The 21,043-nt window shown below is 73.9% G+C and carries 23 protein-coding genes and 1 tRNA gene; 8 read left to right on the forward strand and 16 right to left on the reverse strand.

Features of this window, described 5'->3' with window-relative positions:
• Window positions 1–6: 6 nt before the first annotated feature.
• Window positions 7–495, reverse strand: coding sequence for a MarR family winged helix-turn-helix transcriptional regulator (locus tag ACZ4M5_RS26210; protein WP_467740253.1), 489 nt, complete (start codon window positions 493–495; stop codon window positions 7–9).
• Window positions 496–711: 216 nt separating this feature from the next.
• On the opposite strand from ACZ4M5_RS26210, the gene ACZ4M5_RS26215 reads away from it, so the two are divergent.
• Window positions 712–906, forward strand: coding sequence for a hypothetical protein (locus ACZ4M5_RS26215; RefSeq protein WP_467740254.1), 195 nt, complete (start codon window positions 712–714; stop codon window positions 904–906).
• A gap of 285 nt (window positions 907–1,191) precedes the next feature.
• On the opposite strand, the gene ACZ4M5_RS26220 is transcribed toward ACZ4M5_RS26215, so the two are convergent.
• The 8 genes from ACZ4M5_RS26220 to ACZ4M5_RS26255 all read right to left on the reverse strand — a co-directional run bounded on the left by ACZ4M5_RS26220 (window position 1,192) and on the right by ACZ4M5_RS26255 (window position 5,800).
• On the reverse strand, window positions 1,192–2,094 hold the full coding sequence (locus ACZ4M5_RS26220; protein ID WP_451876028.1) for an RNA polymerase sigma factor SigF: 903 nt from the start codon (window positions 2,092–2,094) through the stop codon (window positions 1,192–1,194).
• A 268-nt stretch (window positions 2,095–2,362) separates the two neighbouring features.
• Complete coding sequence (locus ACZ4M5_RS26225; RefSeq protein WP_467740255.1) at window positions 2,363–3,253, reverse strand: SigB/SigF/SigG family RNA polymerase sigma factor; 891 nt, start codon at window positions 3,251–3,253, stop codon at window positions 2,363–2,365.
• Between the two features lie 188 nt (window positions 3,254–3,441).
• On the reverse strand, window positions 3,442–3,735 hold the full coding sequence (locus ACZ4M5_RS26230) for a Dabb family protein (RefSeq protein WP_467740256.1): 294 nt from the start codon (window positions 3,733–3,735) through the stop codon (window positions 3,442–3,444).
• Window positions 3,735–3,911 carry a hypothetical protein gene (locus ACZ4M5_RS26235; RefSeq protein ID WP_107308349.1) on the reverse strand — a complete coding sequence of 59 codons (177 nt, stop codon included), beginning with the start codon at window positions 3,909–3,911 and terminating at the stop codon, window positions 3,735–3,737. Before ACZ4M5_RS26235 ends, ACZ4M5_RS26230 begins: the two co-directional genes overlap by 1 nt.
• A gap of 117 nt (window positions 3,912–4,028) precedes the next feature.
• Window positions 4,029–4,113: transfer RNA gene (locus tag ACZ4M5_RS26240), tRNA-Ser, on the reverse strand.
• A 67-nt stretch (window positions 4,114–4,180) separates the two neighbouring features.
• Window positions 4,181–4,612: a tRNA adenosine(34) deaminase TadA gene (gene tadA / locus ACZ4M5_RS26245; RefSeq protein ID WP_467740257.1), complete on the reverse strand. Its 432-nt coding sequence runs from the start codon at window positions 4,610–4,612 to the stop codon at window positions 4,181–4,183.
• Window positions 4,613–4,680: 68 nt separating this feature from the next.
• A complete protein-coding gene (locus ACZ4M5_RS26250; RefSeq protein WP_467740258.1) occupies window positions 4,681–5,226 on the reverse strand; it encodes a tRNA adenosine deaminase-associated protein in 546 nt (181 codons plus the stop codon).
• A 286-nt stretch (window positions 5,227–5,512) separates the two neighbouring features.
• Window positions 5,513–5,800, reverse strand: coding sequence for a hypothetical protein (locus tag ACZ4M5_RS26255; RefSeq protein WP_467740259.1), 288 nt, complete (start codon window positions 5,798–5,800; stop codon window positions 5,513–5,515).
• Window positions 5,801–5,932: 132 nt separating this feature from the next.
• On the opposite strand from ACZ4M5_RS26255, the gene upp reads away from it, so the two are divergent.
• Complete coding sequence (gene upp, locus ACZ4M5_RS26260; RefSeq protein WP_467740260.1) at window positions 5,933–6,568, forward strand: uracil phosphoribosyltransferase; 636 nt, start codon at window positions 5,933–5,935, stop codon at window positions 6,566–6,568.
• Window positions 6,569–6,629: 61 nt separating this feature from the next.
• Here upp and ACZ4M5_RS26265 read toward each other — a convergent pair whose 3' ends face one another.
• Both ACZ4M5_RS26265 and ACZ4M5_RS26270 read right to left on the reverse strand, forming a co-directional pair.
• Window positions 6,630–7,247, reverse strand: coding sequence for a LytR C-terminal domain-containing protein (locus ACZ4M5_RS26265; RefSeq protein ID WP_467740326.1), 618 nt, complete (start codon window positions 7,245–7,247; stop codon window positions 6,630–6,632).
• Between the two features lie 147 nt (window positions 7,248–7,394).
• Entirely contained in the window at window positions 7,395–7,691 is a 297-nt protein-coding gene (locus ACZ4M5_RS26270; RefSeq protein WP_004943146.1) for a type II toxin-antitoxin system VapB family antitoxin, read from the reverse strand.
• A 106-nt stretch (window positions 7,692–7,797) separates the two neighbouring features.
• On the opposite strand from ACZ4M5_RS26270, the gene ACZ4M5_RS26275 reads away from it, so the two are divergent.
• On the forward strand, window positions 7,798–9,426 hold the full coding sequence (locus tag ACZ4M5_RS26275) for a helicase HerA-like domain-containing protein (RefSeq protein WP_467740261.1): 1,629 nt from the start codon (window positions 7,798–7,800) through the stop codon (window positions 9,424–9,426).
• 217 nt (window positions 9,427–9,643) lie between these two features.
• Here ACZ4M5_RS26275 and ACZ4M5_RS26280 read toward each other — a convergent pair whose 3' ends face one another.
• The 4 genes from ACZ4M5_RS26280 to ACZ4M5_RS26295 form a co-directional block, all read right to left on the reverse strand.
• Complete coding sequence (locus ACZ4M5_RS26280; RefSeq protein ID WP_467740262.1) at window positions 9,644–9,775, reverse strand: hypothetical protein; 132 nt, start codon at window positions 9,773–9,775, stop codon at window positions 9,644–9,646.
• A gap of 55 nt (window positions 9,776–9,830) precedes the next feature.
• On the reverse strand, window positions 9,831–10,175 hold the full coding sequence (locus tag ACZ4M5_RS26285) for a hypothetical protein (protein WP_467740263.1): 345 nt from the start codon (window positions 10,173–10,175) through the stop codon (window positions 9,831–9,833).
• A 400-nt stretch (window positions 10,176–10,575) separates the two neighbouring features.
• Window positions 10,576–11,178 (reverse strand): HhH-GPD-type base excision DNA repair protein, encoded by a 603-nt coding sequence (locus ACZ4M5_RS26290; RefSeq protein ID WP_467740264.1) that lies wholly within the window; start codon window positions 11,176–11,178, stop codon window positions 10,576–10,578.
• A 46-nt stretch (window positions 11,179–11,224) separates the two neighbouring features.
• Complete coding sequence (locus tag ACZ4M5_RS26295) at window positions 11,225–11,944, reverse strand: siderophore-interacting protein (protein WP_467740327.1); 720 nt, start codon at window positions 11,942–11,944, stop codon at window positions 11,225–11,227.
• Between the two features lie 77 nt (window positions 11,945–12,021).
• Between ACZ4M5_RS26295 and ACZ4M5_RS26300 the strand changes: the two genes are divergently transcribed.
• From ACZ4M5_RS26300 to ACZ4M5_RS26315, 4 genes are all read left to right on the forward strand, one after another.
• Window positions 12,022–14,112, forward strand: coding sequence for a penicillin acylase family protein (locus tag ACZ4M5_RS26300; protein ID WP_467740265.1), 2,091 nt, complete (start codon window positions 12,022–12,024; stop codon window positions 14,110–14,112).
• Window positions 14,105–14,713, forward strand: a complete 609-nt coding sequence (locus ACZ4M5_RS26305) for a GNAT family N-acetyltransferase (protein ID WP_467740266.1) — start codon at window positions 14,105–14,107, stop codon at window positions 14,711–14,713. Before ACZ4M5_RS26300 ends, ACZ4M5_RS26305 begins: the two co-directional genes overlap by 8 nt.
• Window positions 14,710–15,186, forward strand: coding sequence for a cupin domain-containing protein (locus ACZ4M5_RS26310; protein WP_467740267.1), 477 nt, complete (start codon window positions 14,710–14,712; stop codon window positions 15,184–15,186). Before ACZ4M5_RS26305 ends, ACZ4M5_RS26310 begins: the two co-directional genes overlap by 4 nt.
• 128 nt (window positions 15,187–15,314) lie before the next feature.
• Window positions 15,315–17,471 carry a copper resistance CopC/CopD family protein gene (locus ACZ4M5_RS26315; protein WP_467740268.1) on the forward strand — a complete coding sequence of 719 codons (2,157 nt, stop codon included), beginning with the start codon at window positions 15,315–15,317 and terminating at the stop codon, window positions 17,469–17,471.
• Here ACZ4M5_RS26315 and ACZ4M5_RS26320 read toward each other — a convergent pair.
• On the reverse strand, window positions 17,371–18,342 hold the full coding sequence (locus ACZ4M5_RS26320) for a DUF72 domain-containing protein (RefSeq protein WP_467740269.1): 972 nt from the start codon (window positions 18,340–18,342) through the stop codon (window positions 17,371–17,373). The genes ACZ4M5_RS26315 and ACZ4M5_RS26320 overlap by 101 nt on opposite strands.
• Window positions 18,343–18,491: 149 nt before the next feature.
• Here ACZ4M5_RS26320 and ACZ4M5_RS26325 point away from each other — a divergent pair, with 149 nt between their 5' ends.
• A complete protein-coding gene (locus ACZ4M5_RS26325; protein ID WP_467740270.1) occupies window positions 18,492–21,008 on the forward strand; it encodes a SpoIIE family protein phosphatase in 2,517 nt (838 codons plus the stop codon).
• Window positions 21,009–21,043: the final 35 nt, after the last annotated feature.

Raw genomic sequence — 21,043 nt, forward strand, 5'->3', positions numbered from 1 at the left:
CTTTACTTACGTGCTTGCGGGTGTACGGGTGGTCCGTTCGAAAGCGGGCGGTGCCGAGCGGGCCGCGGGACGGCAGTCGAAGCTCTCCCGCAGCCGCGCCATCAGCTCCGTGAGCCGGCCGACCTCCTCGTCGGTCCAGTCGCCCAGGCGCTCGGCGAGGACCTCGGTGGTCCGCCGGGACAGCTCGTCGAGCTGCGCGTGGCCCTCGGGCGTGAGGCGCAGGATGCGCGAGCGCTTGTCCGCCGGGTCGGGGGAGCGTTCGATCCAGCCCCGGTCGACGACGTGCGCGACGTGGCGGCTGGTGACCGACATGTCCACCGCGAGCAGCTCGGCGAGCTTGCTCATGCGCATGTCGCCGTGCCGGCCCAGCAGCGTCAGTACGGCCGCCGAGCCGCCGGGGCACTCGGCCGGCATGATCCGGCCCAGCTCCCGCTTCACGGCGCCGAAGGCGCTGAACTGGCGCACCAGCTCTTCGTACTGCGCCCTCCCGGCCATGACACCACCCGCTTTCGTTGCTTAGGGCAACCATAGGAGCGGTTGGTTGCTGCAGGCAAATAAAAAGGGTCGCTGCGGGATCAAAACTTGGCAAAGGCAAGTATTGCGAGAGTAAATGTGCAGGTGGCGAGCCCGGACGGACAGGTCACGCGGCATCGAACGGAACGTCAGCCCCCACTTGGGGAGCCCCAGACGTTTTCGCTAGGGTCTCGGGCCATGGCTACCAACCAGGCCCCGCAGGGCAATCACGACCCCGCCGGCAACACCCAGATGTTCCGCGCCTTCGTGGACGAGGCGCCGCAGGGGCGCCAGGCCGCGACCACTTCCGGCGGACCGCGCATCGGCCTCGTCGTCGGCGTCGTCGTCGCGCTGGCGATCATCGCGGGCGTAGCCTGGCTGGCCATGTCGTAACCCGCACCCGCAGGGACGGCGCAAGGGGCCGTGTCGGGGGGCACATGAGCCGAAACGCACGCGCACCCGCAGGGACGGCGCAAGGGGCCGTGTCGGGGGGTGTCCGCCCGCAGCTGGTTGGCGCGTCAACGAACAGTCAGTCGGCACGCAAGTCGATCGCGCCGTTCCGAGGACGGACACCCCCCGGCGCGGCCCCGACCCACCACCCGGCGATAGGCGCAGGCGAACGGCGCGGTCACGAACGACCGCGCCCCAGCCCTCCGCTTCAGTGGGACCAGCCCGGGATCAGTCCGAGATCAGGCCTTCCCGCAACTGCGCCAGCGTCCGCGTCAGCAGCCGGGAGACGTGCATCTGCGAGATGCCGACCTCCTCGCCGATCTGCGACTGCGTCATGTTCGCGAAGAACCGCAGCATGATGATCCGCCGTTCCCGCGGCGGCAGCTTCGCCAGCAGCGGCTTCAGGGACTCCCGGTACTCCACGCCCTCCAGCGCCGTGTCCTCGTACCCCAGCCGGTCCGCCAGCGACCCCTCGCCGCCGTCGTCCTCCGGCGCGGGCGAGTCCAGCGAGGACGCCGTGTACGCGTTCCCCACCGCGAGCCCGTCGACCACGTCCTCCTCGGACACCCCGAGCACGGAGGCGAGTTCGGTGACCGTGGGCGAGCGGTCCAGCTTCTGCGAGAGCTCGTCACTCGCCTTCGTCAGCGCGAGCCGCAGCTCCTGCAGTCTGCGCGGCACCCGCACCGACCACGAGGTGTCCCGGAAGAACCGCTTGATCTCCCCGACCACCGTCGGCATCGCGAACGTCGGGAACTCGACGCCCCGTTCGCAGTCGAACCGGTCGATCGCCTTGATCAGCCCGATCGTGCCGACCTGGACGATGTCCTCCATCGGCTCGTTCCGCGACCGGAAACGCGCGGCCGCGTACCGCACCAGCGGCAGGTTCAGCTCGATCAGCGTGTCACGGACGTACGCACGCTCGGGGCTGTCCTCGTCGAGCGCCGCCAGCCGCAGGAACAGGGAGCGGGACAGGGTGCGGGTGTCGATGGCGCCCGCGGCCGGAAGAGCCGGGACGGGCTCGGCCACCAGGGCCGGAGCCTCGTCGATGGGGCCGAGTGAGTCGAGAGCATGGGGAGCTGTGTCGCTCTCCGCGAGCGTGAGCACCTTCGAGCTGCCCTGTTCTGCGGACATGCCACCCCCTTTGGGTCGCGGGACGGTCGCGGCGGGCGCTCCCGTCTGAGGAACGCAGCCTTCACCTGAATACCGGAGCCGAAGCTCCGGCAAACGCGCTTCCCGCAGAATGTCACATGTCGGCAACACGCTGTAGTGACTTGTCGACATGTGAGACGCGAATCAGCCCTGCAAACACCGGGCCTGACGGGGTGTCGGCCCCGAACTGTCGGCAACCGCCCTGATGAGCGATTCCCTCCCGCCGGTGACCTCTCGCTCGCGTTTGCGGTTACGCGTCGATCCTGTTCGCAGACCGCAACCGCTGGAAGCTACGCGCGAGTAGGCGCGAGACGTGCATCTGCGAGACGCCGAGCTCCGCACTGATCTGGGACTGCGTGAGGTTGCTGTAGTACCGCAGCAGCAGGATCCGCTGCTCCCGCTCCGGCAGCTGCACGAGCAGGTGCCGCACGAGGTCGCGGTGCTCCACGCCGTCCAGCGCCGGGTCCTCGTAGCCGAGCCGGTCCAGCAGCCCCGGCATCCCGTCGCCCTCCTGCGCGGCCTCCAGGGAGGTCGCGTGGTACGAGCGCCCGGCCTCGATGCAGGAGAGCACCTCGTCCTCGCCGATGCGCAGCCGCTCGGCGATCTCCGCGGTCGTCGGGGACCGGCCGAAGGAGGTCGTGAGGTCCTCCGTCGCGCTGTTCACCTGCACCCACAGCTCGTGCAGCCGGCGCGGCACGTGGACCGTGCGGACGTTGTCGCGGAAGTACCTCTTGATCTCGCCCACGACCGTCGGCATCGCGAACGTCGGGAACTGCACGCCCCGGTCCGGGTCGAAACGGTCGATGGCGTTGATCAGCCCGATCGTGCCGACCTGGACGACGTCCTCCATCGGCTCGTTGCGGGAGCGGAAACGGGCGGCCGCGTAGCGCACGAGCGGGAGGTTCGCCTCGATGAGCGCCCCCCGCACGCGGTCGTGCTCCGGCGTGCCCGGCTGGAGTTCCTTCAGCTGGGCGAAGAGGACCTGGGTCAGCGCCCGGGTGTCGGCGCCCCGGCTTCGCTGGGGGGTGGGTTCCGGGGCCTGCGCCTGAGGGGCCGGCCCTTGCGGGACGGGTGCCTGGGGAGCGGGCGCCTGAGGGGACGGTGCCTGAGGTGCGGTACTGGCCAGCACGGTCAACTCCACCTCGTCATCGTCAACTCATCGGTCAACTCGTCCATCAAAAGCGGTCATAGCATCACAAGACATGTGCACTGTGTGCAAGCACCCAATCACTCCGTGTTGAGGGATGAAAGCCCGCAAAACTGAACAGCGGCACGCGAGAGCCCCCCGTCGCGACGACGGGGGGCTCGGGGCGGCTCGGTGCGGGCGGGTCAGAACGCGTAGTCGGCGATCACCCAGGTGGCGAACTCCCGCCACAGCGCGCCACCGGCCTGGTGGTCGGGGTGCTCGACGTAGCGTCGCAGCGATTCGGCGTCCTCGAAGGCGGAGTTGATGGCGAAGTCGTACGCGATGGGGCGGTCGCTGATGTTCCAGCCGAGCTCCCAGTGGCGGATCTCGGGGATCGTGCCGTCGAGGGCCCGGAAGGCCTCGACCCCGTTCACGACCCGGGGGTCGTCGCGCTCGACGCCTTCGTGGAGCTTGAAGAGGACCAGGTGGCGGATCATCACTTTCCTCCCTTGGCGACCCAGGTCGCGAAGTCGCCGAGGGCCCCGGCGGCGTCCGAGATGCCCTGGAACCCTATGAGCACGTAGTCGGCCGCCGTCTCCGGGTCCGTGATGATCACGTACAGCGCGAAGACCACGAGGGCGTAGACGGCGACCTTCTTCGCGTTCACCGCCATCGCGGCCTCCCCTGTCACTGATGTCCCATGCAGCGCACATGATCGCACGAAGGCGCGCACACCCCGAAGGGGCGGAACGCACGAAGGGCCCCGTCTCGCGACGGGGCCCTTCTTCAGCGGTAGCGGAGGGATTTGAACCCTCGGTGACTTGCGCCACACTCGCTTTCGAGGCGAGCTCCTTCGGCCGCTCGGACACGCTACCGAGGGAGACCTTACAGCAAGGTGCCGCGTGCTTCGAAATCGGTTTGCGGCGACCTCCGGGCGGGCGTTCAGCGGTCGCGGAAGAACTGCGTGAGCAGCAGGGCGCACTCGTCCGCGAGCACGCCCTCGATCACCTCGGGGCGGTGGTTGAGCCGGCGGTCGCGCAGCAGGTCCCACAGCGAGCCGGCGGCACCGGCCTTGTCGTCGCGGGCGCCGTACACGAGCCGGTCGACGCGGGACTGCTGGATGGCGCCCGCGCACATCGTGCAGGGCTCCAGCGTGACGACGAGGGTGCAGCCGGCCAGCCGCCACCGCCCGAGGGCGGCCGCGGCCCGCCGGAGGGCGAGGACCTCCGCGTGAGCGGTGGGGTCGCCGCCGGCCTCGCGCTCGTTGTGCCCGGCCGCGATCACGGTCGTGCCGTCCGGCGCCAGGACGACGGCGCCGACCGGGACGTCCCCGCCCCGGACGGCCTCGGCGGCCTGGTCCAGGGCGAGGCGCATGGCGGGCCGCCAGGGGTCCCGTACGGGATCGGGTACCGGGTCCGGCGGCCGTGCGTCGGGGCGAGCGGTCAGCGGACCGTCTCCAGGGTCTCCGAGGCGCCCAGCGACTCGGCGATCTCGGTGACGGCGTCGGTGGTCATGGAGCGCAGCTCCTTCTCGCTCACGCCGAGGTCGTCGAGGACCGCGGCGTCGCCGACCGGGCCGTGCGGCACGGCGTCGGCGGAGCCGGCCGCCCCGTCGGCTTCGCCGTCGGCCTCCTCGTCGTCGGACTCGCCGTCCTCGGTGCCGTCGAGGTCGAGGGCGTCGAGGTCGTCCGAGTCGTCGGCGCCCGGGTCCCGGCCGAGCAGCTCGTCGGTGAGCAGGATCTCGCCGTAGCTGCTGCGGGCAGCGGCGGCGGCGTCCGAGACGTAGATACGAGGGTCTTCCTCGCCGTCCACGCGGACGACGCCGAACCAGGCGTCCTCCTGCTCGATGAGCACGAGCACCGTGTCCTCGTCGGGGGAGGCTTCACGGGCCAGGTCGGCCAGATCCGACAGGGTTTCCACATCGTCGAGCTCTGTGTCGCTCGCTTCCCACCCGTCTTCGGTGCGCGCGAGCAGTGCGGCGAAGTACACCGTGACTCTCCCACTGGTCTGAGGCGTGCCGGTTGGGGGTCCCCCCGGCGGAGGTTGCGGGCGGGAGTGCTCGTCCGAGCCCCGCCCACTCGGAATCGTGGCAGAAACAAGGCGTCCAGGGGGCGTCTTCGGCTCCCTGTGTCCGGCAGTTTCGATCGCACGCCCGTTGCCGCCACCTGCGGATCGTACGCGGCTTTCCCCCGCCTGAGGTGCGGTCGGCCGCGAAGAACGTCCGCGCGGTTCGTGATCTTCGCCGGCCCGTCGCCGGGCCGTGGTCGTCCGTTCCCTACCAGCGGAACGTGCGCATGCGCATCGCGTGCCGCAGCCGGGCCGTCTTGGCACGGCGCGGCTGCACGCGGTCGCGCAGGGCGCGGGCCTCCGCCAGGTCGCGCAGGAACCGGGCGCGGCGCCTGCGGCGCTCGGCGTCCGACTCGTCCGTCTCGTTCATCCGGTCGGTCTCCGGCATCCGATAGGTCTCCGGCATCCGGTCGGTCTCCGGCATCCGGTCGGTTGCCGGGTCCGTCACCGGCCGCACGCGCGGTGACGGAGTGTCTCGGGTATCCCGGTCGGGCATCTGGTTCACCACCCCCAGTCCGTCCCTCCCACCTTCCCCCGGACGGGCGGTTTGACGCCAGCGAGCGGGTGACGGGGCCGCGGGCGCCTTGCCGTGCGGCCGGGGTCACCCTGCCCGGTTAATGTTGTGGCCATGCGTCTCCACGTCGTCGACCACCCTCTGGTCGCCCACAAGCTCACCACCCTGCGCGACCGGCGCACCGACTCCGCGACGTTCCGGCGTCTCGCCGACGAGCTGGTCACCCTGCTCGCCTACGAGGCCACGCGGGACGTGCGCACCGAGCAGGTCGACCTCCAGACGCCGGTCGCCTCGACCACGGGCGTCAAGCTGTCGCACCCGCGCCCGCTGGTGGTGCCGATCCTGCGGGCCGGCCTGGGCATGCTCGACGGCATGGTCCGGCTGCTGCCGACCGCCGAGGTGGGCTTCCTCGGCATGATCCGCAACGAGGAGACGCTGGAGGCGTCCACGTACGCCACGCGGATGCCGGAGGACCTGTCGGGGCGTCAGGTGTACGTGCTGGACCCGATGCTCGCCACCGGCGGCACGCTGGTCGCGGCGATCCGGGAGCTGATCCGGCGCGGCGCCGACGACGTGACGGCCGTGGTGCTGCTGGCGGCGCCCGAGGGCGTGGAGATCATGGAGCGCGAGCTGGCGGGCACGCCGGTGACGGTCGTGACCGCCTCGGTGGACGAGCACCTGAACGACCAGGGCTACATCGTCCCCGGCCTCGGCGACGCGGGGGACCGCATGTACGGGGCGGCCGAGTAGCCCGTACGGGTTTGCCCGGGCCCTGCCGCCGGTGAGCCGGTGGCAGGGCCTCAGCAGTTCTTCAGCAGTTCTTCTTCGACTTGGGCGCCGGCTCGGGTCTGGCCATGTCGGTCAGGGCCCGGTCGGCGTCCGGCTTCTTCGCCAGTTCCTTGAAGGCGTCGCCGATGACGAGGTCGAGGGCGGTGCCCTTGCGGGTGGCGTCCGTGCGGCGTTCGGCACCGGGGAGCTGTGTGCCGAGCACCGGCAGCGTGGTGTCGAGGGCGGCCGAGGGGCCGAGCAGGACGCCGGTGCCCTTGACCTTCTTGTCGTACTGCTTGGTCGCGTTGCCCACGTCGCCGATCTTGAAGCCGCGCTTCTTCAGCTCGTCGGCGGTCTTCTTGGCCAGGCCGCTGCGGGTGGTGGCGTTGAGGACGTTGACGGTGATCGTGCGCGGCTGGGGCACGGTCCGGGCGACGGGCACGGCGCCGGCCTTGGTCGTCGGCTCGCACTCGGTGCCGCCGCCGGCCGCCGAGGCCTTACGGCCGCCGCCGGTGAAGACGTCGATGAGCTGCAGGGTGCCCCAGCCGCCCACGCCGAGCACCAGGACGGAGGCCACGCCGACGGCGACGAGCCTGCCGTGCCGCCGGGGCCGCCGCATCCGGGGGTACTTGTTGCCCGTGATGCGGTACTTGCCGCCCATGCCGGGGGGAGTCAGCATGCTCATGAGCGCAGCGTAGTGCGCCCGGGCGACGATGCCTACTAGATGATCATTCGACATCGCCCAGTGGAACCCGAAAGGGCCAACGCGCCCCCGGACCGGGAGCGCGGCGGCCTCCGCAGCGGGGGGTCAGTCGAGTTCGAGCACGCGCGCGTGCAGCACCTGGCGCTGCTGGAGCGCCGCGCGCACCGCGCGGTGCAGGCCGTCCTCCAGGTAGAGGTCGCCCTGCCACTTCACGACGTGCGCGAAGAGGTCGCCGTAGAAGGTCGAGTCCTCGGCGAGGAGCGTCTCGAGGTCGAGCTGCTGTTTCGTCGTGACGAGCTGATCGAGGCGGACCGGGCGCGGCGCGACGTCCGCCCACTGCCGGGTGCTTTCCCGGCCGTGGTCGGGGTACGGCCGGCCGTTTCCGATGCGCTTGAAGATCACACGGAAAGCCTACCGGTCAAGACCTTCCGGGCGCAGCCATGGCGCCGGAGTGCGACGCTGAAAAAAACCCCACAAGGCGGTATGAACCGGGAACAGGGGCGTCAACATGCCGGATCACGAGACCATGCCGTCCACTCCCGCCCCCGAGGTGTCCGCCCGCGCCGCCGCCCTGCCGCAGGAGGCCCTGAAGATCGCTTCCGGCTACGCCTTCTCCGGCCCCGCCCTGGAGCTGGGCGCCCTGCTCTGGGACGGACGGTGCCTGCCGGACGCGCAGATCCGCGTGCCGCTGTCGACGCTCAACCGGCACGGCCTGGTCGCGGGCGCCACCGGCACCGGCAAGACCAAGACGCTCCAGCTGATCGCCGAGCAGCTGTCCGCCCAGGGCGTGCCCGTCTTCCTCGCCGACGTCAAGGGCGATCTGTCCGGCATCGCCGCGCCGGGCCGTGCGGACGCCCGGGTCGAGGACCGTGCGGGCGAGGTGGGCCAGCGGTGGGCGCCGGCCGGGTGCCCCGCCGAGTACTACGCCCTCGGCGGCGTCGGCCGGGGCATTCCCGTCCGGGCCACGGTCACCGGCTTCGGTCCGGTGCTGCTGTCCAAGGTGCTGCGGCTGAACCGGACCCAGGAGCAGTCCCTCGCGCTGATCTTCCACTACGCCGACGGCAAGGGCCTGGAGCTGATCGACCTCAAGGACCTGCGGGCGGTGGTCGCGTACCTGACCTCGGACGAGGGCCGGCAGGAGCTGAAGACCATCGGCGGCCTGTCCGCGGCCACGGCCGGGGTGATCCTGCGCTCCCTGACCGCGTTCGAGGCGCAGGGCGCGTCCGGGTTCTTCGGCGAGCCGGAGTTCGACACGGGTGAGCTGCTGCGCACGGACGGGGACGGGCGGGGCGTGGTCTCGGTCCTGGAGCTGAGCGCCGTGCAGGACAGGCCGCAGCTGTTCTCCACGTTCCTGATGTGGCTGCTGGCCGACCTCTTCCACGACCTGCCCGAACTGGGCGACGTGGACAAGCCCCGCCTGGTCTTCTTCCTCGACGAGGCGCATCTGCTGTTCGACGACGCCTCCGAGGCGTTCCTGGAGTCGATCACGCAGACGGTGCGCCTGATTCGCTCGAAAGGGGTCGGGGTCTTCTTCGTGACGCAGACCCCGAAGGACGTGCCCGCGGACGTCCTCGCCCAGCTCGGCAACCGCGTCCAGCACGCCCTGCGCGCCTTCACCCCCGACGACCAGAAGGCCCTGAACGCCACGGTGAAGACCTTCCCGAAGTCGCCCTACGACCTCGAGGAGGTGCTGACCGGCCTCGGGACGGGCGAGGCGGTGGTGACCGTGCTCAGCGAGAAGGGCGCGCCGACCCCGGTCGCCGCGACGCGGCTGCGCGCGCCCGGGTCGCTGATGGGCCCGGTCGGCCAGGAGGCGCTGGACCGGGCCGTCCGGGAGTCGCCGCTGTACGCGCGGTACGCGCAGGCCGTGGACCGGGAGTCGGCGTACGAGCGGCTGGAGCGGGACGCGCAGGAGGGGCGCCCGCAGGAGGAGCGCGGCCGGGGAGCCAAGGGGCCCGACGAGATGCGGGACACCGCGCCCGCGCGGCGGGGCGGGGAGGAACCGTCGATGGTCGAGCAGGTGGTCGGGAGCGGGATCTTCAAGTCCCTGGCCCGCTCGGTCGGGACGCAGGTCGGCCGCGAGATCACCCGGTCGCTGTTCGGCACGGCACGCCGCTCGGGCCGCCGCCGACACTGACCCCCGCCCTGTCCGTCGCCCGCGGCGGCGACCGCCCGTCCGGACCCGTGCGCCTGACCCCACGAGCTGCCTGCCGCCCCCCGGGGCTGCCCCAGTGCCGCGGGTGCGGCCGTTGCCTGCCACGGCAACGGTTGTGAGTCGGGCCACCCCGCCCGTTCTCCGTGCGGACGGCGGCGGAGGCGCCGGTCGGTCGGGGGCCTCCGCCACCGGGGGTGGGTCAGTCGCGCTTGCGTCCCTCCGGGGGCCGGGGCGGTTCGGGCCTCGTGGTGCGGGAGTCCGGCTTGGGGGCGCTGCGGGCGGCCTCGGCGCGCAGCAGGGCGCGCAGGACCGCGTAGGGGTCTTGGAGCATGGCGGTGCCGTTCCTTCTGGTTGCGTACGGGCTGGTGGACCGGGGGCCGGTCCGTTCAGCAGCGCAGAACCCAGGAACGCGGGGGGCGCGGGGCGTGCGGCGCGTGCGGCGGCCAGGGCGCGGCGGGCCGGGCCGTGCGCGCGGGCCGGGAGGCGGCAGGGGCCGGGGCCGGGCGCGGGGCGGCCTCCGTGCGCCGGGTGGTGCGTGCCGAGGGGCGCAGGACGGTGTCGAGGACGTCGGCCTCGGCGGTCGTGCTCTCCCCGGCGACGGTGACGGCCACCGGCCCATCGGGACCCGTGGCGTGAGTGCCCGGCAGGAACAGGGCCAGCAGCAGGACGAGCACCCGCGGCCAGACGCGCCGGCGCGGGCCGCGGGGGACCGGCTGCGGTACGGGGGTCACGGGAGGTCACTCCCCGCCGGGCGCGTGCCGTTCATCCCGTCCACCGCGGGATCTACCCGCTCGGCCCAGTGCGTCCTCCCCGCCACGGGAACCCGGCTCGTCCTGCGGGTCGTGCGGGTCGTGCGGGCCGTGCGGGTCGGGAGGCCAGGCGTCCCCGGACGGCGCGCGCCGCCCGTGTCCCGCCGGCGCCTCGGGGTCACGGGGCCAGCGGCCGGAGGGGCCGGGCGCGTGGTGCCGGTCGGCGTCGGGCTCCGGATCGTCGGGGGAGCCGCCCGGTGGCTCGGTCATGCTCCATGCTCGGACCGCGCCACGGCCGTCCGCCATCCGGGCCGGTCCGGGAGACTGACGGGGTGTCCGGGCCGGGGAACCCGCCGGCCCGGCCGGGCCCGACGGCGTACCGCTACGAACCCGGCGGCTTCGTCGCCTTGCCCGCCTTCGCCGCCGCCTTCATCTCCTGCTTGTACGCCCGCACCTTCGTCAGCGACTCGGGACCGGTGATGTCGGCGACCGAGCGGAAGGAGTCCGCCTCGCCGTAGGAGCCCGCCGCCTCGCGCCAGCCCGTGGGGCGCACCCCGAGCTGCTTGCCGAGCAGGGCGAGGAAGATCTGGGCCTTCTGCTTGCCGAACCCGGGCAGCCCGGCCAGCCGCTTCAGCAGCTCCTGTCCGGAGCCGGCGTCCTTCCAGACGGCCTCGGCGTCACCGTCGTAGTGCTCGACGAGGTACTGGCACAGCTGCTGGATGCGCTTGGCCATGGAACCGGGGTAGCGGTGCACGGCCGGTTTCTGCGAGAGCAGCGCGGCGAAGGCCTCCGGCTCCTGCGCGGCGATCTCGTGCGCGTCGAGATCGCCGGTGCCGAGCCGCTGCGCGATCGTCGCCGGGCCCTTGAACGCCCACTCCATCGGGACCTGCTGGTCCAGCAGCATCCCGACCAGCGCGGCGAGCGGGCTGCGGCCGAGCAGCGCGTCGGCCTCGGGGTCCTGGGCGAGGTGAAGGGTGACGTCCATGCCCCGATCATCCCCCGGTGCGCGCCCGGCCGCGTCCGGAGCCGGTTCAGGGGCGCCAGTACCCGAGCGCGTGCACCCGCTGCTTGGGCAGCCCCAGTTCCTTGCGGACGTACGCGGCGAGCGTCCGGGTCGTCGCCGTGTCGCAGGCGATCCACACGTACGGGTCGGATGTCCCGGCGAGCAGCTCCGGCAGCTCCGACCTGACCCGGTCGACCAGGTGGGCGCCGGCGTCCTGGCGCGGCACCGTGCGCAGCTCGTGCCGGCCGGGGTCGGTGCGGAACGGCAGGTCGTCGTCGCCGCCCTCGAACCAGACGGTGGCCGGGGCGGAACCCAGGGCGTCGAGCAGGGAGTTGATGGCGGGCAGGGAGGCGGGGTCGCCCACGGCGAAGACGTGCGAGGGAGCCGGGGAGGGCTGCTCGAACCCGGTGCCCTGGACGGTGGCCTCGATGGTGTCGCCGGGCTTCGCCGCCCGGGCCCAGTCGCTGGCGCACCCCTCGTGCAGGGCGAACTCCAGGGCGAAGGTGCCGCTCTCGGGGTCGGGGTCCACCAGGGTGTAGGCGCGCTGGTGGGGCTTGCCCCCGTTGTCGAACCAGAGGCGCACCCACATGGTCGGGTGCACTCCGGTCGCGGCGAGCAGACCGCCGTCGGTGAAGCGCAGCCGCCGGTACTCCGGCGTGACGTCCTCGCCGTCCGTCACGGTGAACCGGAAATCCTTCGCGCGCAGCAGTTTGAGGACCGCGCCCTCCCAACCCCGCCCCTGCCCCATCGCGTGTTCACCCTTCACGTACGATTCCGCCACATTGACTTAGGCAAGCCTAACCTAAAGGTAAGTGAGGGCACAGCGTGGTCACCGAGATCTACCGTGACGCCTGGGGCATTCCGCATGTGCGCGCGGGCAGCGCGGCCGAACTCGCCCACGCGCAGGGCCGCGTCACCGCCCGCGACCGGGCCTGGCAGCTGGAGGTCGAGCGCCACCGGGCGCGGGGCACCTCGGCGTCCTTCCTGGGCGAGGGCGCCCTGCCCTGGGACCGGTTCGCCAGACGCGCCAGACTCGACGACACGGCCAGACGGTGCTTCGCGGACCTGGAGGGACGGGACCCGGAGACGGCGGCCTGGGTGCGGGCGTACGTCGACGGGGTCAACGCCGGTCTGGCGGAGCGCACCGGCGCCCCCGAGTTCGCCCGCACCGACCTCGCCCCCGGCCGCTGGGAGCCCTGGACGCCGCTCGGCGTCTGGCTCGCCACCCACATCCTGTTCGCCGGGTTCCCGGCCAAGCTGTGGCGCGAGCAGGTCGTGACCCACCTCGGTGCCGACGCGGTCGGGCTGTTCGCCACCGACGGCCCGGGCACCGCCGGCAGCAACGGCTGGCTGGTCGGCGGGGAGCGGACCGCCACCGGACAGGCCGTCATCGCCGGCGACCCGCACCGCTTCATCGAGGAACCCGGCGTCTACCAGCAGATCCGCCTGTCCTGCCCGGAGTTCGACGTCGTCGGCCTCGCGGTCCCCGGGGTCCCGGGCATCGCCCACTTCGGGCACACCGGCACGGTCGCCTGGGCCATCACCAACGCCATGGCCGACTACCAGGACCTGTACCGGGAACGGCTGCGGCGCACCGGCGCCGGGGTGGAGGCCCTCGGGCCGGACGGCACCTGGCACCGGGCGTCCCGGCACACCGAGGTCGTGGAGGTCGCCGGTGAGGAGCCGGTCGAGGTCGAGGTGGTCGAGACCGCTCGCGGGCCGGTGATCATCGGCGGCCCCGAAGGGCTCGACGGGGAACCGGCCGACCCGTCGGGGCCGCCCGTGGCCATCAGCCTGCGCTACCCGCCGCGCGTCACCTCCGACCTCGGCTTCGGCGCCCTGCTGCCGCTGCTGCGCGCCCGCCGCGTCGCCGACGTGGACCGCGCCCTGGACCTGTGGGCCGAGCCGGTCAACGTCGTCCAGGCCGCCGACACCGAGGGCGGTGTGCTGCACCGCGTGGCCGGACGGGTGCCGCTGCGTGCCGAGGCCGGCCGCGTGCGCCCGGTGCCCGCCTGGGAACCCGGTCACGACTGGCACGGCTGGCACGAGTCACCACGGGCCGGGCTCACCGAAGGCGTCGCCGTGATGGCCAACCAGCGGGGCCCCGCCGGACCCCTCGGCGTCGAGTTCGCCCCGCCCCACCGCCACGACCGCATCGCCGCGCTGCTGGCCGCGAAGGACCGCTGGTCGGCCGCCGACATGCCCGCCGTCCACGTGGACACCCACCTCGGCTCCGCCGCCCCGCTGCTGGACCTCCTCCGCTCCCTCGACGCCCTCACCCCCGACGGGGCCGCGCTGCGCGACCGGCTCCTCGCCTGGGACCGCCGGATGGACGCCGGCAGCGCGGACGCGGCCCTGTACGCGGCCGTCCGCTCGGCGCTCGTACGGCGGCTGGCGGCCCACCCGGCGTTCGCCGCGCTCACCGTGCCGCCGGCGTACCCGGAGGTCTTCCGGCCGTGGCTCGCCCTGCTCCCGCGCATCGGCTTCGCGCTCGAACACCTGCTGACCGCCGACGAGCTGTACGGCGTCGACCGCCCGGCGGCCGTCCGGGAGGCCGTGGAGGAGGTGGCCCTGCGGCCGCCCACCGGCGTCTGGGGGGACACCCACCGGCTCGCCCCCTGGCGGGCCCTGGAACCGGAGCGGCCCGTCGAGGAGCCGGGGCTGTCCGGCGACCACGACTGCGTGCTGTGCACCTCCGGCGTACCGGGCCTGACCGACCTCGCCGCCCGGGGCCCGGCCGCCCGTTACGTCTGGGACCTGGCCCGGCGCGAGGACAGCCGCTGGGTGGTCCCGCTCGGCGCGTCCGGTGTCCCCGGCTCGCCCCACCACCGCGACCAGCTCCCCCTGTGGCTCGGGGGAGACCTCGTCCCGGTCGTCACCGACTGGGACAAGCTGACGAAGGAGACCGATGTCTGACCCCTACGCCTCCCGCACACCCGTCCACGAGCAGGTGACGGACGGTCTCGGCACCGTCCGGATCCTGCCGCTGGACCCGCTGGCCGACGCCGGCGTGATCCACCGCTGGGTGAGCGAGGACCGGGCCGCCTTCTGGGGCATGACCGGCCTGACCGAACGACAGGTCGCCGAGATCTACGCCCACATGGAGACGCTCCCCGCCCACCACGCCTTCCTGGTCGTCCGGGACGGCGAGCCGGTCGCGGTCCTGCAGACCTACGAGCCGGAGGCCGACCGCGTCGGCGAGTGCTACGACGTCCGCCCCGGCGACATCGGCGTCCACCTGCTGCTCGCCCCCACCGGTCCCGGCGGCGCACAGCCCGGCTGGACCTCGCGCCTGGTGACCGTGATCGCCGCGTACGTGCTGCTGGGCCTGGACCGCCGGCGGGTCGTCGTCGACCCGGACGTGGCCAACGAGAAGGCGGTGGCGCGTTTCCTCAAGCAGGGCTTCACGCCGGGGCCGGTCGTCGTCCTGCCGGAGGTCGATTTGCCGGACGTGTACCTGCCGGAGAAGAAGGCCCAGCTCGCCTTCCTGGACCGGGAGATACTCTTCCCCGCGTGACGCCCGACGAGCTCATCGCGCACTACGGCCTCGAACCGATCCCCCGCGAGGGCGGCCTCTTCCGCCAGACCTGGGCCGGGCCGCAGCGTCCCGACGGCAGGCCGGAGGGCACGGCGATCGTCGCCCTGCTCACCGCGGACGACTTCTCCGCCCTCCACCGCCTGCCCACGGACGAGATCTGGCACCACTACCTGGGCGATCCCCTGGAGCTCCTGCTGCTCGCACCGGACGGCGGCACCCGCACGGCCGTCCTGGGGCCGGACGTCCTGGACGGCCAGCACGTCCAGTTCACGGTCCCGGCGGGCACCTGGATGGGCGGCAGGGTCCGCGCGGGCGGCTCGTGGACGCTCTTCGGCTGCACACTGGCCCCCGGCTTCACCTTCGAGGGCTACGAACACGGGGACGCGGCCGGGCTGACGGCGCGTTACCCGGCGGTTGCCGCCGGGATCGCGGCTCTGTCCCGCCCTCTGTAGGAGCGGGGTCCCGCCCCCTGCCGGAGCGGATGGGCGGGGCACGGATCGCGAACCTCGCGTGAGCAGAGCGCCGGTTCCGCCCGTACATAACCGGAAGCCGTCACCCGACCCCGACCCCGGAGAAGCACGTGGAGCACCGGCGGAACGCGGAGCGCACGGTCGGACGCCCCCGGCGGGTCCGGGCCCTGGTGCTGCTCGGCACCGTGCTGGCCCTGCTCCTCCTCGGCGCCGGTCCCGCCTCGGCCCACGCCGCCCTCAGCGGCACCGACCCCGACGACGGGTCCGTCGTGCAACGGGCGCCCCGCCACGTCACCCTGACCTTCACCGAGTCCGTCGGCCTGCTCGACGACTCCTTCCGGGTCTTCGGGCCCGACCAGCACCGCGTCCACACCGGGGGCGCCACCCACGCCGGCGGCCGGTCCGAGACGGCCCGGGTCTCCCTGCCCGCCGAACTCGCCCAGGGCACCTACACGGTGGCCTGGCGGGTCGTGTCCGCCGACAGCCACCCCGTCTCGGGCGCCTTCAGCTTCTCGGTGGGCAAGCCGTCCGCGACCACCGCCCCGGTCGACACCGGGCCCGCCGAGGACCCCCTCACCGGCCGCCTGTACGACGCCGCCCGCTACCTCGCCTACCTCGCCGCCGCCCTGCTCGTCGGCACCGCCGCGTTCGTGCTGCTGTGCCGGCCGGCGAACCCCGCCGCCCTGCGCCGTCCGGCGCAGGGCGCCTGGTGGGCGCTGCTCGGCGCCACGGCCGTCCTGCTCCTGCTGCGCGCCCCCTACGAGGCGGGCACCGGCCCGGCCGCCGCCTTCGGCACCGAGGCCCTCGGCCGCACCCTGGCCGGCCGCCCCGGCCGGGCCCTGCTCGCCCGGCTGGCCGTGCTGCTGCTCGCGGCGGCCTTCGCGCTGTGGCTGTCCCGGCGCCGCGCCGGCGGCCGCCGTCCGCTGCACCGGGACCCCGTCCCGCTCGCGGGGGCCGCGGTGCTGGCCGTCGGGCTCGCCCTGACGTGGGCGGCGGCCGAGCACGCCTCCGCCGGGATCCAGGTGCCGCTCGCGATGACGTCGTCCGTGGCGCACCTGCTCGCGACGGGCGTGTGGCTGGGCGGTCTGGTCGCGCTGCTGCTGGTCTCGCGCCGCGGCTCGGGCGAGGACCTGACGCCGATCGTGCCCCGCTTCTCGCGCATCGCCTTCGCCTCGGTGGCCGTACTGGCCGTCACCGGCCTCTACCAGTCCTGGCGCGGCCTCGGCTCCCTGTCCGCGATGAGCACCACCCCGTACGGCCGCCTGCTGCTGGCGAAACTGGCGGGGGTGGGTGCGCTGCTCCTGGTCGCCCGCCACGCCCGCCGCTGGACGGCCCGGATCGCGGCTCCGGCGCCCGCCGTCCGGGCCGCCGTCCCGGAGCGAATCCCGCAGCCGGTCGGCGTGGCGGCGGGGCGGCCGGGCCGTGACGGCGGTCCGGAGCCGGAAGGTCCCCCCACCACGCCGGCCCCGGCCGCCGCACACGCCACTCACGGCCCCGGCACGGCGCACAGCCGCCTCGACGGCCTCGGCAGATCGGGCGGGACCGGCGGGACCGGCGGGACCGGCCGCTCCGACACGGCGGACGGACCCGCAGACCAGGGCGGTTCCGGCGGCCCCGCAGGCCCCGGCCATGTCGGTGGACCCGGCGGTTCCGGTGGCCCCGGCGGCTCGGAAGGCCCCGACGGCTCGGAAGGCCCCGACGGCTCGGAAGGCCCCGAGGGCCCGGAAGGCTTCGGCGGCCCCGGCGGCCCCGGCGGCCCCGACGATCACGACGCCCGGCGGCGAGGTCTGCGGCGGTCCGTGCTCGCCGAGGTCGCCGTCGCGGCCGTGGTGCTGCTGATCACCACCGTGCTCACCGGGACGCTGCCCGGTCGCGCCCAGGCCGAGGCGGCGCGGCAGGCCCCGGTCGGCGCGCTGCCGCCCACCGCGGAGGTCGTCGTGCCCTTCGACACCGGCCGGGACGGCGTGACCGGCCGCGGCAACGTCTACGTCACGCTCGACCCGGCCCGGGTCGGCGAGAACGGCGTGACGGCCGTGGTCCACGGCTCCGACACCGGTCTGGTCGTCGTCCCCGAGGTCCGCATCACCTTCACCCTCCCCGCCCGCGAGGTGGGCCCCATCGACGCCGAGGTCAGGGACCGGGGCGGCTACTGGGGGACCAACTCCGTCAACCTGCCGCTCGCCGGGACCTGGACGATGAGGACGACCGTGCGGGTGTCGGACGTGGACCAGGTGACGGTGGAGAAGAAGGTGCGGATCGAGCCCTAGGCACCCGTCCCGCCGCCGTCGGCGCGGTGCCGTCGAGCAGCCCGGTCATGGTCTGCGCGGCGCGCACGGCGGCGTCGCCGCAGCAGTTGTTGAACAGCACGTGGACCCGGTCCGCCCGCTCGGCCAGCGCGCGCACCCGGGGCAGCCACTCGGCGAGTTCGTCCTCGCCGTACGCGTACCGGAACCGGTCCTCCTTGCTGCCGGTGCCCCAGGCGGTGCTGCGGCCGTGGAAGCGGACCACGGCCAGCCGGGAGGAGGACACCGGCGTCACGGGCGGCACGGAGGAGGGCAGCGTCTGCGTCATGTCGACGGCGACCGCGGCCATGCCGTACCGGGCCAGCAGCGCCACCGTGTCCTCGGCCCGCTCCGGCTCCCACCAGGACGGGTGCCGGAACTCCACGGCGAGCGGCCAGCCCCCGGTCCGGGCGGCGCACTCCGCGAGGAACGCCTCGGCGCGCTGCCCGGGGCGGAACCACGGCGGGAACTGGAACAGCACGCTCCCGAGCCGTCCGGCCCGCCGCAGCGGTTCGACACCGGCGGCGAAGCGGGCCCACACCTCGTCGAGCACCCGGGGATCGCGGGGGTCGGCCGGCAGCCCGCCGGGCATCACGGCCGGCCGGGTGGGGTGCCCGGTCAGCAGCGAGAACGCCTTCACGTCGAACACGAACCCGTCCGGGGTGCGCTCGGCCCACAGCAGGCTGTTCCGCTCGCTCGGCAGCGCGTAGTACGAGGAGTCGACCTCGACGACCGGGAACCGCTCGGCGTAGTGCCGTAACCGCCCCTCGGCGTCCCGGCGTCCGGCCGGGTACCAGCCGCTGGCGACCAGGGCCTTGTCGGTCCAGGAGCACGTGCCCACGAGGATCTCACCCATGGGTGGGCGGTTACCCGCGCCCGGCGCCGGCAGGCTCGCGCCCCTTCTGGCCGTGGAGCGGTGAGGGCCCTCCCGATCGGGGTAAACAGGTCATAACCGCGCATTTCCGGGGATACGACCGAGCCCCGGTGAGAGCGAGATGACCGATCATGGAGCAGCCCGTCACCCTCGGCCGGGCCACCACGTCGCCGTCCGGACCGGCACCCGAAGCCGTCGACGCCCTCGTCGGCGAGGCCCTCACGGCCCGCGTCACCCTCGACGAGGACGGCATGGTGACCGGCTGGAACGCCGGCGCCGAAGAGCTGCTCGGGTATCCGGCCGGACAGGTGACCGGACGCCGTGCCGCGGACCTGCTCGCCGAGCCGATCCCGCTGCGCGGCGGCATGCCCGCCCTGGCCGGGCTGCCGCGCTGGAACGGCGACGTCGCCCTGCGCCACCGCGACGGCCGGACGCTGACCGTCAGGATCCTCGCCCACCACCGGCCCCCCGGCTCCGGCGCCCCCGCCTGGCTGGTCGTCTCCGCCCTCCCGGGCCCCGGACCCGGCACCGGCCTGGAGGAGCAGCTGGTGGCCTGGAGCTTCGCCCAGTCCCCGTGCTGCGCCATGGCGCTCTACGACACCCGGCTGAGACTGCGGCGGGCCAACGCCGACATGGAACGCGCCACGGCCCTCACCGAGGAGGAGATGCGGGGCCTGCGGGTGTCCGAGATCATCGACGACGACTCCGGCGAGCGGGCGGAACGCGCCATGGCCCGGATCCTCGCGACCGGTGAGCCCGAGTACGAGGAGAACTTCCTGCGGGCCCCCGGCGAACGCCACGAGCACGCCTGGTCGGTCTTCATGTCGGCCCTGCGCGACCCGCGGGACGCCGCCGTCCGGGGCGTCTGCCTCGCCGCGCACGACATGACGGAGCAATTTTGGGCCCGCAAGCGCCTGCAGCTGATCGCCGAGGCGGGGCGGCGCATCGGCACCACGCTCGACGTGACCCGTACCGCCCAGGAGCTGGCGGACGTGACCGTCCCGGAGCTCGCCGACTTCGTCAGCGTCGACCTGCTGGCCACGCTGGAGGACCTGCCCGAACCGCCCGGGCGGACCGTCCCCGCGGAGGGCCCGCTGCTGCTGCGGCGGACCGCGCTGCGCTCGCGGATCCCCGGGGCGCCGGAGGCGGTCGTGGCCGCGGGCGCCGTGGACGCCTACCCCGCCGGTTCGGCACCCTACGAGAGCCTGCGCACCGGACAGCCGGTGCTGCACGCCCCGGACGACCCGGCGTTCGCCGCGTGGCTCGCCCGCGACGCGGCCCGCTCCGCGCGCTACCGGGCGTTCGGCATCCACTCGGTGATGAGCGTGCCGCTCGTCGCCCGCGGCACCACCCTGGGCGTGGCGTACTTCGTGCGCCACCACAACACCGAGGTCTTCCGCCACGACGACCTGGTGCTGGCCGGGGAGCTGACGGCCCGCGCCGCCGTCAGCATCGACAACGCCCGCCGCTACACGCGCGAGCGGGCCACCGCCGTCACGCTCCAGCGCAGCCTGCTGCCGCAGCGGCTGCCCAGGCAGGCCGCGGTCGAGGTCGCCTCCCGCTATCTGCCGGCCGGCGGGCACGCCGGGGTCGGCGGCGACTGGTTCGACGTCATCCCGCTGTCCGGGGCGCGGGTGGCCCTGGTCGTCGGCGACGTCGTCGGCCACGGGCTGCACGCCAGCGCGACCATGGGGCGGCTGCGCACGGCGGTGCGCACCCTGGCCGACATCGACCTGCCCTGCGACGAACTGCTGACCCACCTGGACGACCTGGTGGCACGCCTGAACACGGAGGACGAGGGAGGCGAGACGGGCGGGCCCGCGCCCCCGCCCGCCTTCGCCGGAGCCCCGGACCCCGCGTCCCAGACCTCCGCCGACGTCGGCGCCACCTGCCTGTACGCCGTCTACGACCCGGTCTCCCGGCGCTGCTGCTTCTCCGCCGCCGGGCACCCCCGGCCCGCCGTGGTGAGCCCCGACGGTGCCGTGGAGCTCATCGCCCTGGCGGCCGGCCCGCCGCTGGGCGTGGGCGGGCTGCCGTACGAGGCCACCCAGGTGGAGCTGCCCGAGGGCAGCCTGCTCGCGCTGTACACCAACGGGCTGATCGAGACCGGCGACCACGACCTCGACGCCGGGGCCGACCGGCTGCGCCGGGCCCTCGCCCGGCCGGCGGCCTCGCTGGACGCCCTGTGCGACGCGGTCCTCGCCGACCTGCTGCCGCCGCGCCCGGCGGACGACGTGGCCCTGCTCCTGGCCCGCACGCGGGCGCTGCACGGCGACCGGGTGGCCACCTGGTCGGTGCCGTCCGACCCGTCCGCCGTCGCGCAGGCCCGCAAGGACGTCGTGGCGCAGCTGGAGCGATGGGGGCTGTCCGAGGCGGTGTTCGTCACCGAACTGGTCGCCAGCGAACTCGTCACCAACGCCATCCGGCACGCCGAACCGCCGGTCCGGCTCCGGCTGATCCACGACACGAACCTGATCTGCGAGGTCTCCGACGGCGGCAGCACCGCCCCCCACCTGCGCCGCGCCCGCAGCTACGACGAGGGCGGCCGGGGCCTGCTCCTGGTGGCGCAGCTGACCGAGCGCTGGGGTACCCGGCAGACCGCGACCGGCAAGACCATCTGGGCGGAGCAGCTCCTGTCCCACTCCTGAGGAACCACCCGCCCCGCCCCCGTGCCAAGGCAAGG

Source organism: Streptomyces sp. NPDC026246 (genome assembly GCF_055567995.1).

Coding starts and splice junctions, on each gene's coding strand:
- ACZ4M5_RS26215 (WP_467740254.1), top strand. CDS start 712: ATGGCTACCAACCAGGCCCCGCAGGGCAATCACGACCCCGCCGGCAAC.
- ACZ4M5_RS26210 (WP_467740253.1), bottom strand. CDS start 495: ATGGCCGGGAGGGCGCAGTACGAAGAGCTGGTGCGCCAGTTCAGCGCC.
- ACZ4M5_RS26230 (WP_467740256.1), bottom strand. CDS start 3,735: ATGATCCGCCACCTGGTCCTCTTCAAGCTCCACGAAGGCGTCGAGCGC.
- ACZ4M5_RS26325 (WP_467740270.1), top strand. CDS start 18,492: ATGGAGCAGCCCGTCACCCTCGGCCGGGCCACCACGTCGCCGTCCGGA.
- ACZ4M5_RS26305 (WP_467740266.1), top strand. CDS start 14,105: ATGTCTGACCCCTACGCCTCCCGCACACCCGTCCACGAGCAGGTGACG.
- ACZ4M5_RS26265 (WP_467740326.1), bottom strand. CDS start 7,247: ATGGGCGGCAAGTACCGCATCACGGGCAACAAGTACCCCCGGATGCGG.
- ACZ4M5_RS26295 (WP_467740327.1), bottom strand. CDS start 11,944: ATGGGGCAGGGGCGGGGTTGGGAGGGCGCGGTCCTCAAACTGCTGCGC.
- ACZ4M5_RS26280 (WP_467740262.1), bottom strand. CDS start 9,775: ATGCTCCAAGACCCCTACGCGGTCCTGCGCGCCCTGCTGCGCGCCGAG.
- ACZ4M5_RS26255 (WP_467740259.1), bottom strand. CDS start 5,800: ATGCCCGACCGGGATACCCGAGACACTCCGTCACCGCGCGTGCGGCCG.
- tadA (WP_467740257.1), bottom strand. CDS start 4,612: ATGCGCCTCGCCCTGGACCAGGCCGCCGAGGCCGTCCGGGGCGGGGAC.
- ACZ4M5_RS26220 (WP_451876028.1), bottom strand. CDS start 2,094: ATGTCCGCAGAACAGGGCAGCTCGAAGGTGCTCACGCTCGCGGAGAGC.
- upp (WP_467740260.1), top strand. CDS start 5,933: ATGCGTCTCCACGTCGTCGACCACCCTCTGGTCGCCCACAAGCTCACC.
- ACZ4M5_RS26235 (WP_107308349.1), bottom strand. CDS start 3,911: ATGGCGGTGAACGCGAAGAAGGTCGCCGTCTACGCCCTCGTGGTCTTC.
- ACZ4M5_RS26275 (WP_467740261.1), top strand. CDS start 7,798: ATGCCGGATCACGAGACCATGCCGTCCACTCCCGCCCCCGAGGTGTCC.
- ACZ4M5_RS26320 (WP_467740269.1), bottom strand. CDS start 18,342: ATGGGTGAGATCCTCGTGGGCACGTGCTCCTGGACCGACAAGGCCCTG.
- ACZ4M5_RS26290 (WP_467740264.1), bottom strand. CDS start 11,178: ATGGACGTCACCCTTCACCTCGCCCAGGACCCCGAGGCCGACGCGCTG.